Origin of the sequence: Ruegeria meonggei, from assembly GCF_900172215.1 — a bacterium.
GTDB lineage: Bacteria > Pseudomonadota > Alphaproteobacteria > Rhodobacterales > Rhodobacteraceae > Ruegeria > Ruegeria meonggei.
In genome coordinates this window covers 122,313-134,484 of record NZ_FWFP01000001.1, presented here as the reverse complement: position 1 = coordinate 134,484, position 12,172 = coordinate 122,313, and the positions used below count along the sequence as shown (strand labels likewise).

Here is a 12,172-nt window from a genome sequence, read left to right as displayed (position 1 = left end):
CCCTCGGATCGCAAGGAGATTAACGTGAATCATCACCTCTGCACAGATCAGGCGGGTACTCTGTCTTCGATCCGGCCCATATGCAGCATCAGGCCGAAGCCAAGGGTGCACATAATCAAAATGCCAAACGCCAGAGGCGCGATCGAGCCGTCAAACAACAAACCAATCGGGGCGGCGATCGCTGCTGCCAGAACCGTCGAAATCGCCCCGATGACCGAAGCAGCCATACCGGCGATATGGCCCATCGGTTCCATCGCGATGGTATTGAGGTTGCCCATCGTCATGCCGGCCATGAAGAAAAGAGCCGTCTGCCAGCTGACGAACAATGCGAAAGACAAGGTTGAGGACAGATCCATCGAGTTCAGGGCAATCACCGCAACCGTGAATAGTATCTGCGCGCCCAAGACCCAGGTAACAATCCGGCGCATTCCCAACCGCACGACCAGAGCGGCGTTCAACAAGCTGGCAGAGCCAGACATCAACGCCACAAAGCCGAACCAGAACGGGAAACTGTCGGCACTGTTGTGCACGACGTCATAGATCGGCTGAACCATGACCAGCATGGTGAACAGCATCCCAAGACATAGGGTCTGAACCATGATGGAAATTCGAACCGTCGGATGTGTCACCATCTGCTTGGCTGCGTCAATCATCAGCGGCAAGCGCAAGGGGCGGCGGTTTTCCACGGCCAGAGGCTCGGGGAGGCGCAGCGCCATCCAGACGATTGTGATCAGCGAAAACAGCATGAAAGACGCAAAGATACCACGCCATCCGGTCAGGGCGATCAGACCGGCCCCCAACATCGGCGCGATGGCGGGCACCAGTGTAAAGATCATCATGGCGATGGACACGATGCGTGCCATTTCGCGGCCGGAATAAAGATCGCGGATAATCGCCATGGCGACCACCCGTGGAGCCGAACATCCAACGCCTTGAAAGATACGTGCTATCAGCAGCACTTCGAGCGAGGAGCTGGCCCACGCAACCGCGGCGGACAAGATGTACAGCGCCGATCCGACATAGATAACTGGCTTGCGTCCAAACGCATCAGACAAGGGGCCAGTGAAAAATGTACCAACCCCCAGGCCCAGAACAAAGGAGGTCAGGATCAGCTGAGCTTTGTTGACATCATCGGGGCTTAACTGTGCCCCGATTTTGGGCAGAGCGGGCAGCATCGAGTCGATCGAAAACGCAATTGTCGCAAACATCATTGCGACAAGCGCGACAAATTCCCCCCGAGACATGCGATTGGCCATTGTGCCCTCCTGACCTGATGGCGCTATCATGGCAAGTCAGGCGGCGCTAGGGACCAAATTGCACAGAGGTCTGTGCTAATTTGCAGAGGAAGCCTCAAGTTGAGACTTTATCTCTCCGATCACTCTTTCCCACATTTCAGGGGGTTGCGCACCAGGAACCGCATGCTGGTTGGCAACGATGAAGGTCGGAACAGAACTGACGCCCATCTGGCGCGAATGGGTGTCGCGGGTACTGATATCTTCGCGGTCGGCATCGGATTTCAACAGTTTCAGTACCACCGCGGCGTCCATTCCCGCTTGGTCTGCGATATCGGCCAATACCTCGTGATCGCCAATGTCGCGGGCTTGCACGAAATAGGCGTCGAAAAGGGCATCCACCACGGCATTCTGCTTGTTCTCGATCCCGGCCCAATGGATCAGGCGATGAGCGTCCAGCGTATTGGGTGTGCGCTTCATCCCTTCAAAATCGATACTCAGTCCGGCTTTTTCGGCATGTTCAACCACTGGGGCATAAGCCTCGATGGCGCCTTTTTTGCCGCCAAACTTTCGCTCAAGATACTCGCGCCGATCCATGCCTGCATCCGGCATGTCGGGGTTCAGCTGAAAGGGATGCCATTCGATGACAAAAGGATGATCAGGAACAGCGGCCAGAGCTTTGTCCAATTGGGTCTTGCCTATATAGCACCATGGGCAGATCGGGTCTGACATGATATCAAGCTTGACGGTCTGGGTCATGGGTGGGTCGCCTTGAAATAGGCCGGCAAAGCCCGGCGCAGGAGTTTGCCGTTACCGCCGGTCGGCAATTCAGGCAGATGGATGAACGCGCGCGGCTGTTTGTACCGCGCCAGGTTTGCTTTGACATATGTCTGCAAGGCGTTGTCGTCCAGCTTTTCCGGACCAGTATAGAAGGCGGCAATCACAAATGTGTCCTGTTTGACTTCAACCGCAGCGGCGCCGACCTGAGTTATTCCGGGGAATTTGGCCAGCGCGGCCTCGACCTCGACCGGGGAGACACGATAGCCGCCTGCGTTCATCATGTCGTCATCCCGCCCTAGATAGGTGATCTGCCCATCGACAGCCATTGCGCCCTGATCTCCGGTTAGGAACCAGTCGCCCTGCATGCGGGAATTGGCTTCTTGCGGGGCGTTCAGATAGGTCAGCATCAGGCCAGGGTCTGACCGGTGAATGGCGATGGTGCCTTCCTGCCCTTGCGGGACAGGTCCGTCCGGTCCCAGAATCGCAATGCGCCGGCCGGGTTGCGGCTGGCCCAGGGATTCTCCGCGGGCCGGATGATCGGGGCTGGAGGAGATGAAGGTCGAACACTCCGACATGCCATAAGCCTCGTACAGTTCGGTCCCGGATGCCTCGGCCCATCTAGCATGCAAATGCCGTGACAGCTTCTCTCCGGCGCATAGGCCGTGGCGCAGGTCGGGCAAGTGCAGGACCTCAGGCGTGTTCAATAGTTTGCGGAACACGCCGGGGGCGGCCGCGAATATTGTCGCTCTGTGCTGACGCAGCAGTGCAGGCAGATCTTCCGGCGCGGTTCCGGGCTGGGGGATCAGGGCGGTGGCGCCGATAGTCCAGGGATCCATCAACCCGGTTCCCAGAGTGTAGGTCCAGTTGAATGCCCCGGCGTGGCACAGACGGTCGGTGTCACGCAGCCCGTACCAGCCGTCCACCATCATCTGGCGCGCCCAGATGGCGCGATGGGCATGGGCCACGGCGCGCGGCTTGCCTGAGGTGCCCGAGGTGTAGACCACATAGGCCATTTTGTCCGGGTCACCCATTTGGAGCGCGGCGGGCGGCAGGTCGCGCATTTGGGACAGATCGGACAGCTCGATCTGAACAGGATGCGGCGCACAGGCGACCGACGGATCCCTGAGAATGGCAGCGGGACTCAGATCCTCGACCATGCGGGCCGTTTCAGGGTCTGTCAGCTGCGACGATGTGGGAACCGGCACAATCCCGACCGCGATCGCTGCAAGATAGGCGATAGGGAAATCGACCGTATTGCCCAGCCGCATCAACGCGATGTCACCTGGTTTCAACCCCGCTCGCAACAACCCCGTGGCTGTTCCCAGAATGGCTGATTGCAGGGCTTGATAGGTCCAATCCTCGGTCCCGTCATGTCGCAGGACGGAAAGCGCGATTTTGTTTGCGTTTTGATCGGCCTGCCGCAGCACATGCGCAGCCAGATTAAACGGCGTAGGGCAGGCCAGAGGCGGGCCGTGATCGAATACAGATAGCATGGCAACTGGCTATCGCGGTGCATGGCGCGTTGCAAGCATGACAGGCTACGCCTATAGAGTGGCCCATGACCACGCGAGAACAGACATCATTGATCCGCATCGCCCGCGATTCAGGGGACCACACAGAACTTGAGCCGCTAGATCTGGGGGCCCGCGTGCGCCAGCTGCGCAAAGCGCGGAACTGGACGCTGGAGCAGGCAGCAACGCAAGCAGGGCTGGCGCGGTCAACGCTCAGCAAGATTGAGAATGGCCAGATGTCGCCGACCTACGACGCGCTGAAAAAACTGGCGACCGGGTTGGAGATATCCGTACCTCAGTTGTTCACCCCACCGCAGCGCGACCAGGTCATTGGCCGGATGGCTGTCACTCGGATGGGCGAGGGGACCAGCCACCCAACGGTCACCTACGAGCACGAGTTGTTGGCTGAGACGCTGACAAAAAAGCAGATGCTGCCCTATCGCGCCCGCGTGCGGGCCCGGTCAATGGACGAGTTTGACGGCTGGGTGCGCCATGACGGCGAAGAGTTTCTGTATGTTCTGACCGGTGTGGTGAAGCTGTTTACTGAATTTTACGAGCCCGTCGAAATGCGACGGGGTGACAGTGCCTATTACGATGGCAGCATGGGCCACAACGTAATTTCCATCAGCGACGAAGATGCAACGATCCTTTGGGTGACATCACTTACCTAAGGCGCTGCTAAACTCGCGGTTCAAACCTTCGGTGAACAAAAAGTCCTCCAGCTCTTCGTGGGCTTCGTTCACGGTCAGGTGGTGGCGTTCGGCGAGGTATACTTCGAACCCCTTGCGGTCTCGGCTTAGCCGCCGCTTGTCCTGATCGCGAAGGTTTGGAAATCGCCGCTTTGCACGCGTGTACATGGCGTCCCAGTCTTGCGTCAAATCAGTCCATTTTAACATAAGCAAGCTTTCCATGTCTTGGGTTTCAAGGCTGCCCGGTCCTCAGTTTGAGGGTACGAACGGTTCAGCAATGCAAGTGCATGACAAAACGTCGCAGCCGGATGAGGCCAACCTGGGGGCAAGTGACCCGCTGCGGGCAATCCGCAACGGGCCGACGGACCTAGGTTTGGAGTGAGTGGAGGCCGGTCCGTAAAACCTGGGTTTCAAGCGCCCGCGAAAATGCTATCCCATGAGATTCGCTGAATTAAATCGACAAGGCGCCGTGCCATTTGATCCGCAGGCTATAACGCAGAGGCGCTTTACGTAAAGCCTCTTGTAGAAGAAAATTTGGCACTGGCTGAAAATAGGTGTCAATTCTACTTGTGGCGGCCCGCCTGCGTACGCGCCACAATATCAAGTGTGCTCAGGCCCGTGTGCCAATTTCCGCCGATGGTCATGGATCGCTGGTTTTGCGGGCGCGGTGGCTTTCGGATCGCAGCCGTTCAGACACTGATCCCCGCACAGGTAGACCAATCAGTGCCAGCCGGTCCTTTTTGCCATCACTTTTCATACCACCACATCTGAGGCATGTATTCCGGCCCGTCGCCATAGATCGGCAGGATTTCAGGGTGTTTCAGTTCTTTGGCGTGGGCGATGCGGCCAACATCAAAATTCCAGATCGGAATGACATAGCGCCCTGCGGTCAGAACACGGTCCAGCGCGCGGGTGGCAGCGACAAATTCCTCATGGCTATCCGAAGCCAGCATCGCGTCGATCAGCCCGTCTACAGCCGGCGAGGCAACGCCCATCAAGTTGCGCGTGCCGGGTGTGTCCGCGTTTTCGCTGCCCCAGTACAGGCGTTGCTCATTTCCGGGCGACAGGGACAATGCACGGCGGAAGAAGGTCATGTCAAAGTCCAGCTCAGTCTTGCGGCCAGCAAACTGCGCACTGTCCACCCGTTCGGTGGTCACCTGAATCCCCAGTCGTTCCAGCGCGCGGGTATACATTTCTATCGCGGTTTCGCTTTCAGTATCCCCCTGCTGCAACAGGACATTGATCTTGAACAAGTCGCCGTTCTGATTGCGCAGCGCTCCGTCCTGAATGGTCCAGCCCGCCTCATTCAGCAGTTTTGTCGCCGCGCGGACGTTGGAGCGGTTGCGGGCTGTGCCGTCGCCCTGAGGCAGGTCATAACCGTCCAGGGCACCGGGGGGCAGGTCATCCGCATAGGGCTGTAACAGTTCGGCAACCCGTCCGGTTGCCGGGCCAGGCTGCATCGCCAGGTCCGAGCCTGCGAAATATGAGGTGATGCGCGGTTGCGCACTGCCGGTGATGGTGTCGTTTATAAACTCAAAATTGAACGCCAGCAGCAGCGCCTCGCGCACGCGCCAGTCGTCAAAGGGGGCCTTGCGCGTGTTCATCACAAACCCGGTCATGCCCGACGGCTTGCCGTGCGGGATCTCGGTCTTGATCACGTCGCCGCGCTGAACAGCAGGGAAACTGTATTGGTTGGCCCATTTATCGGCGTTGAATTCGCGTACGGCAGTCAGTTCTCCGGCCTTGAAGGCCTCGAACAGAACGGTGCCGTCGCCATAAAACTCGATCCGCATTTCGTCCAGGTTCATGGTGCCCTGGCGAAAGGGAATATCCGTGCCCCAATAGTCTGGATTGCGGCGCAGGTTCACATAGCGACCGGCCTCATAATCCTCGACCACATAGGGGCCTGAACCGATTGGGATATCTTGCAGCGGGGCGTTGGCAAAGTCTTTCCCTTGCCATTGTGCCTGTTGCAGGATCGGGCGAAGGCCCGCAAGCAGCGCCAGCTCACGATCTGGTTCGTTAAAGGTGATCCGAACCGAGCGTGGGCCGGTTTGTTTGATACTGTCGATCTTGTCCCACAACCCGCGATAGCGCAGATGCCCCTCGGTTCCCAACGTCTCGTACGACCAGATGACATCGTCAACCGTGACCGGTGTGCCATCCGAGAATCGGGCGCCGTCACGCAGGGTGAATTCGACCCATGACCGGTCCGGCGCCGTCTCAACTGATTCGGCTAACAGGCCGTAAAGAGTGAAAGGTTCGTCCCAGGAACGACCCATCAGGCTTTCATGGGTCCAAAATCTTAGCTGCCACGGCGGGGTGCCTTTTTGCACGAAGGGGTTGAGTGTGTTAAAGCCCCCGGTATTCCCAAACACGACCTTGCCGCCTTTTGGCGCGTTGGCGTTTGCATAGGGTAGGGACACAAAATCCGGTGGAAGGGCCGGGTCCCCGTACATAGCTATGCCATGAGCCGATTCTGCATGGGCAATTGTGGCAATAAAAACGGAAGCGATTCCCGCGAACACAAGGCGAACGGGGCGTAGATAATCGGGGCGCATTTTGGAAACAATCCTGCTCTGGCCTTATTTTGTTGGGATTCACCGTACCGATGATTTTTCTTATTATCAAACTTTTAGCTTGGATGAATGCAAGGAATTGCTTATAAAGGTTCCACTGCTCGATAGGTTTCTTGCCTGTATGAAACCTGCCTCAATAACTTAACGCCCGCTTCGTGCGGGCGTTTTTTTTGGGCTTGTTTCTACCCGATTGCGGTCACCAGATGTTTCCCGTTTTCTTTGCAGGTGCAGCATGGCACTGTGCAGCTGAAACGGATTTTGCGGGAGAAAACTCATGAGCCTGTCGGGGAAAACTGCGATCATCACAGGGTCGAATTCGGGGATCGGTCTGGGGGTCGCATGGGAGCTGGCAAAGGCCGGGGCTGATGTTGTTCTGAACTCATTCACCGACCGCGACGAGGATCACGCGATCGCTGCCGAGATGTCAAAAGAGACCGGGACCAAGGCGCGCTACATCAAGGCGGACATGACAAAGGCCGAAGAATGCCGTGATCTGATCCGGCAGGCGGGTGCATGCGATGTTCTGGTGAACAACGCGGGCATCCAGCACGTGGCACCCATAGATGAGTTCCCGGTCGACAAATGGGATGCGATCATCGCGATCAACATGAACTCGACCTTTCACACGATGGCGGCGGCCTTGCCGATGATGCGCGCGGCCGGGTGGGGCCGGATTGTGAACATCGCCTCGGCGCACGGGTTAACGGCGTCTCCGTTCAAGGCGGCGTATGTGGCGGCGAAACACGGTGTGGTTGGTATGACCAAAACCGTGGCACTGGAAACAGCGCAAGAACCGATCACCTGCAATGCCATCTGCCCCGGCTATGTGCTGACCCCGCTGGTCGAGGCGCAGATTCCGAACACGATGAAGGAATACAACATGAGCCGCGAGGACGTGGTCAAGAACGTCCTGCTGCAGCGACAGCCGTCAAAAGAGTTTGCCACGGTCGAACAATTGGGCGGCACCACGATCTTCCTGTGTTCGGATGCTGCGGCGCAGATCACCGGCACCACAATCTCGGTGGACGGGGGCTGGACGGCCCTTTGATTTAGGAGGACCAAGTTGAAACGCATCAATCTGGCACTGCAAGGCGGCGGGGCGCATGGCGCCTTTACCTGGGGCGTTCTCGACCGGTTTCTGGACGAAGACGATATCGAGATCGCAGCGATCACCGGGACCTCGGCAGGGGCGCTGAACGGTGCTGCGTTCAAATCCGGCATGGTACATGCGGGCCGGGACGGGGCTCGGGCCAATCTGAATGGGCTCTGGGCGCTTATGGGGGCCGTGGGGGATATGCGCCTTGCCAACTGGATGCAGACGATTGAACCGTCTCAGATCGCTCAGGCGATGGAGTATTCACTGCCCTTTTCAATTGGCGATGCCTGGTCGCGGATGGTGTCGCCTTATGCCTATGGCCCGTTTTACCGCAACCCGCTGGAGCCGGTGGTAGACCAGTTCAACTTTGGCGAGATTTGCGCCGACGAAGGGCCGGAGTTGTTTGTCTGTGCGACTTGTGTGCGCAGCGGCAAGATCCGGGTGTTTACCGGCGAAGAAATCTCGACCGATGCCATTCTGGCCTCGGCCTGTTTGCCAAGCTTGTTTCAGGCAGTTGAGATATACGACCCCAAAACCGACCGGACTGAAGCGTATTGGGACGGCGGTTACACCGGAAACCCAGCCTTGTATCCTTTGTTTAACAATGATTTGCCCGACGACGTTGTGATTGTGAATATCAATCCATTGGAGCGGGATGAGGTCCCGAAGACGCCACAGCAAATCCAGAACCGGATCAACGAGATCAGCTTTAACTCATCGCTGTTTCGGGAGTTGCGGGCGATCAGTTTTGTTCAACGACTGCTGTCCGAGGGCAAGCTGAACGCGGGCGAGATGAACCGCGTTCTTGTGCATATGATCGCTGATGACGCGTTGATGAATGACCTGTCGGTGGCGACAAAAACCGTGCCGAACCCAATTGTACTGCACAAACTGAAAGAGGCTGGGCGCGCGGCGGCAGATGGGTTTCTAGCCGCTCATAAAACGGACCTGGGTCAGCGCAGCACAGTCGATCTGCCCGAGATGTTTGGCTGATTATTCAGGCGGTTCCGTGGGGTCTTTGTCGTTGGGATAAACCAGACCGGCAGAGATCACCAGTTTGGCGGCATCCTCGATCGACATGTCCAGCATGATGACGTCTTCGGTCGGGAAAAACAGCAGAAAACCCGATGTCGGGTTTGGGGTGGTGGGGACAAAAACGCTCAGCATCTGGTCGCTGGTTTCGGCACGTTCACTGACCTCACCCTTGGCGGTGGTCGAGATAAAGCCGATGGCCCAGATGCCCCGGCGTGGGTACTGAATCAGGCAGGCTTTGTCGAAGGACCGTTCGGTTTGCGCGAATACCGTCTCTGAGATTTGTTTGATACCGGAATAAACCGACCGGACCACTGGCATCCGGTTCACCAGACCTTCGGCAAGCTGGATCAGCGACCGGCCCAGGATACCCTTGGCGACCCAACCTACCAAGATGGTGAAGATCAGGAAGATGATCACCCCAACGCCACGCAGATTGACGCCTACATATTCCTGTGGCTGAAACTGCTGCGGCACCAGCGGCAGCACAGCGCTGTCGATCCAACCGACCACGGACCAGATCAGCCAGATGGTCAGCCAGACAGGCGCAATGACAACGATGCCCGTCAGAAATGACGCGCGCAGCCGGGAAAACAGGCCCGGGCGTCGATTGGGTTCTTGGTCAAACGGCGTGTTCATTGCGGTCCTGAGTGGTTTGCGGATTTAGTTAAGCAGTCCGGTGCCTTGGTACAATAGGTTTATGTCAATCGCTTTGGCCGGACAGGGCGCGCGCGATACCTGCAGCCAGCCGGGCGTTGTTCCGGACCAGCGCGATATTGGCCGTCAGCGAGCGGCCCTTGGTCTGTTCGTAAATTCGCTGCAGCAGATAGGGCGTGACACCCTTTCCGGTAATCCGGTGGGCATCCGCGTCGGCCTGGGCTGAGGCGATGATTGGTGCCAACTCGTCTGACGGGATCTGATCTTCGGCAGGGATCGGGTTGGCGATCAATTGACCGCCAGGCAGGCCAAGCGCGCGGCGGGTGGCATGGGCTTTGGCTATATCTTCGGCGCTGTCCATTCGCAGCGGAGCCGCCAGCGGAGACCTGGCGGACCAAAAGGCCGGGAACTCATCCTGACCGAAGGCAATGACCGGAACGCCCAATGTTTCAAGCACTTCCAGCGTTTTTGCCAGGTCCAGAATGGCTTTGGCCCCTGCTGCCACAACAGTGACCGGAGTTTGCGCCAGCTCATGCAGATCGGCCGAGATATCGAACGAGGTCTCGGCCCCCTGATGCACACCGCCGATACCGCCGGTGGCAAAGACCTCGATCCCGGCATATTGTGCGGCGATCATCGTCGCAGCGACAGTGGTGGCCCCTGTGCCGCCGGTCGCCAAGCAAGCCGCCATATCGGCGCGGGACAGTTTGGCGACGCCCTGGGCCTGACCCAAAGCTTTCAGGTCGTCCGCCTCCAACCCGACATGCAGTGTACCGTTGATCACGGCCATCGTGGCCGGAACGGCACCAGAATCGCGAATGTCCTGTTCAACCTGCGCTGCCACTTCGATGTTCTGTGGGTAGGGCATGCCGTGGGTGATGATGGTGCTTTCCAGTGCAACGATGGGCTGGTCCGCATCCTTGGCGGCGCGGACTTCGGCGGAATAGTGGATGTCGATCACAGTGGTGTCTCTCCGGAAACGTAAGTTGCGGCGGCGTGCAAGGCGCGGTTCAGGGCGGTATCGCTGGACGCGCCGCTGACCTCGGATGCGATATGGGCTGCCATGAAGGTGTCGCCCGCGCCAGTCACGCGGGTGACCAGAACGGAAGGGGGCGTTTGGGTCAGGATGCCTTCGGCATTACCGACGGTGGCTGAATTGCCGCCGTCGGTGACCAGAACCCGCACCGCGCCGCGGTCTAGCAGGCCTTTGGCGGCACTGTCGGAATCCTTGAATTCGCGCTGGCACAGAATGCCGGCCTCTTCCAGGTTCACGTAAAGCGTGGCGCGGGCATGTTTGAGAAACGGCAGCAGGCGTTCGGCCTTACCGGGCGAGGCTGGGGCCACGCGCAGATCGGCGCGCGCAAAAGCAGGGCTTTGGGCGATTTCCTCAAGAAGATTCAGTGTCAAGTTGCCGTCCAGCGCAATGGGGCCTTTAAACGGCGTGGTCTCATCACCCAGCGGCCCGTGCAGCAATGGGTGCAGGATTTTGGCACCTGCCGCCTCCAGCGAATGCGCGTCAGCGATTGCGGCAATCAGACCGTTGGCACCTTCGACGGCCATATACCGGTCAGTGGGCAGATCCTGCGAGCGATAGATGTGGTCTGTGACCATCCCAAGCCGGGCGCATGAATTAACCAGCTCATCCCCTTCGGGATCGCGGCCAATGGCGGTCAGCAGGGTTGGGGTCATGCCGAACCGCACCAACGTCATGGCGATGTTCATGGCCACACCACCGGGCAGGCGGGTGATCCGCCCCGGCACGTCCGATCCGTGCCGCATGGCACTGGCCGAGCGTCCAATCACGTCCCACAGGACCGAGCCGGTACACAGGATTTCGCTGTTACTTTTCATGTCGGTTTCATGCCGCAGCCCCGACGCAGGCGCAAGGGTTAACGCTCACAGCGTCAGCCCATGGCGTCAGTCAGGGTGGTCAGCGCGGCCAGCGGGTCATCTTGCGACCAGATCTCGTCTCCGACGCCAAAGAAATCGGTGCACGGGCTCAGGTCGCGGATCAGGTCCGGGGTCAACCCGCCTTCGGCTACCACTGGAACCTCGATCACTTCGGACCACCACTTGAACAAGTCGTGCTCTGCTGTGGTGCCATCGCCCAGCGTTGATGCCCCGACGGGGCCAAACGCCACATAATCCACACCTGCTTCGCCAGCGCTCATGCCATCGTGGTTAGAAGTGCCGCAGAAACTGCCAACAATCGCGTCGGCGCCCAGTTCCTTGCGGGCGGCCCGAACCGAACGTGCGCCGTCGTCCAGGTGGACCCCGTCCAGCCCCAGTCGCTGTGCCAGAAGAACATGGTTCGAGATCACCAGTGCAACGTCACGCGCATGGGCCACCTCGCGGCAGGCATCGGCAGCACGGGCGATGGTGTCTTCATCGCCACCAGCCAGTGCCATTCGGATACAGGCGATATCTGCACCGTCCAGCACGTGGGCCAATTGGTCGGGGAAGGTGCTCAACGTGATCGCGGGTGGGGTGATCAGGTAAATCTGCGGCTGCTCGGGGGTGTCCATTGGCGCGTCCTTCGCTTTCAGTCTTTTGCGCGGTTTAGCCGATTGCGGCGGGGAAGCAAACTTTTATACCT

12 protein-coding genes are annotated in these 12,172 nt (G+C 58.8%); 3 read left to right on the top strand and 9 right to left on the bottom strand.

Translation table 11 applies throughout. The features are described 5' to 3' along the window. Window positions 1–47: 47 nt before the first annotated feature. The 3 genes from RUM8411_RS00635 to RUM8411_RS00625 all read right to left on the bottom strand — a co-directional run bounded on the left by RUM8411_RS00635 (window position 48) and on the right by RUM8411_RS00625 (window position 3,505). Window positions 48–1,256, bottom strand: a complete 1,209-nt coding sequence (locus RUM8411_RS00635) for a multidrug effflux MFS transporter (RefSeq protein WP_085820710.1) — start codon at window positions 1,254–1,256, stop codon at window positions 48–50. A 75-nt stretch (window positions 1,257–1,331) separates the two neighbouring features. Further along, on the bottom strand, window positions 1,332–1,991 hold the full coding sequence (locus RUM8411_RS00630; RefSeq protein ID WP_085820709.1) for a DsbA family oxidoreductase: 660 nt from the start codon (window positions 1,989–1,991) through the stop codon (window positions 1,332–1,334). After that, on the bottom strand, window positions 1,988–3,505 hold the full coding sequence (locus RUM8411_RS00625) for a class I adenylate-forming enzyme family protein (protein ID WP_085820708.1): 1,518 nt from the start codon (window positions 3,503–3,505) through the stop codon (window positions 1,988–1,990). The genes RUM8411_RS00630 and RUM8411_RS00625 overlap by 4 nt, the downstream gene beginning before the upstream one ends. A 65-nt stretch (window positions 3,506–3,570) precedes the next feature. Between RUM8411_RS00625 and RUM8411_RS00620 the strand changes: the two genes are divergently transcribed. Next, the gene (locus tag RUM8411_RS00620; protein ID WP_085820707.1) at window positions 3,571–4,194 is read left to right on the top strand and encodes a helix-turn-helix domain-containing protein; all 624 of its coding nucleotides are present in this window, start codon (window positions 3,571–3,573) and stop codon (window positions 4,192–4,194) included. Here RUM8411_RS00620 and RUM8411_RS00615 read toward each other — a convergent pair. Together RUM8411_RS00615 and RUM8411_RS00610 are read right to left on the bottom strand one after the other, a co-directional pair. Beyond that, complete coding sequence (locus RUM8411_RS00615; protein WP_085821062.1) at window positions 4,183–4,419, bottom strand: hypothetical protein; 237 nt, start codon at window positions 4,417–4,419, stop codon at window positions 4,183–4,185. The two genes, RUM8411_RS00620 and RUM8411_RS00615, sit on opposite strands and share 12 nt — an antisense overlap. A 539-nt stretch (window positions 4,420–4,958) precedes the next feature. Then, window positions 4,959–6,773 (bottom strand): extracellular solute-binding protein, encoded by a 1,815-nt coding sequence (locus tag RUM8411_RS00610; protein ID WP_085820706.1) that lies wholly within the window; start codon window positions 6,771–6,773, stop codon window positions 4,959–4,961. A 292-nt stretch (window positions 6,774–7,065) separates the two neighbouring features. On the opposite strand from RUM8411_RS00610, the gene RUM8411_RS00605 reads away from it, so the two are divergent. Next, a complete protein-coding gene (locus RUM8411_RS00605; protein ID WP_085820705.1) occupies window positions 7,066–7,839 on the top strand; it encodes a 3-hydroxybutyrate dehydrogenase in 774 nt (257 codons plus the stop codon). Window positions 7,840–7,854: 15 nt separating this feature from the next. Then, window positions 7,855–8,880, top strand: coding sequence for a patatin-like phospholipase family protein (locus RUM8411_RS00600; RefSeq protein ID WP_085820704.1), 1,026 nt, complete (start codon window positions 7,855–7,857; stop codon window positions 8,878–8,880). Here the strand turns inward: RUM8411_RS00600 and RUM8411_RS00595 are convergent, their stop codons facing one another. From RUM8411_RS00595 to RUM8411_RS00580, 4 genes are all read right to left on the bottom strand, one after another. Next, entirely contained in the window at window positions 8,881–9,558 is a 678-nt protein-coding gene (locus RUM8411_RS00595) for a DUF502 domain-containing protein (protein ID WP_085820703.1), read from the bottom strand. 64 nt (window positions 9,559–9,622) lie between these two features. After that, window positions 9,623–10,537 carry a pseudouridine-5'-phosphate glycosidase gene (locus RUM8411_RS00590; protein WP_085820702.1) on the bottom strand — a complete coding sequence of 305 codons (915 nt, stop codon included), beginning with the start codon at window positions 10,535–10,537 and terminating at the stop codon, window positions 9,623–9,625. Next, on the bottom strand, window positions 10,534–11,427 hold the full coding sequence (locus tag RUM8411_RS00585; RefSeq protein ID WP_085820701.1) for a PfkB family carbohydrate kinase: 894 nt from the start codon (window positions 11,425–11,427) through the stop codon (window positions 10,534–10,536). The genes RUM8411_RS00590 and RUM8411_RS00585 overlap by 4 nt, the downstream gene beginning before the upstream one ends. 53 nt (window positions 11,428–11,480) lie before the next feature. Then, window positions 11,481–12,101, bottom strand: a complete 621-nt coding sequence (locus tag RUM8411_RS00580) for a thiamine phosphate synthase (RefSeq protein ID WP_085820700.1) — start codon at window positions 12,099–12,101, stop codon at window positions 11,481–11,483. Window positions 12,102–12,172: the final 71 nt, after the last annotated feature.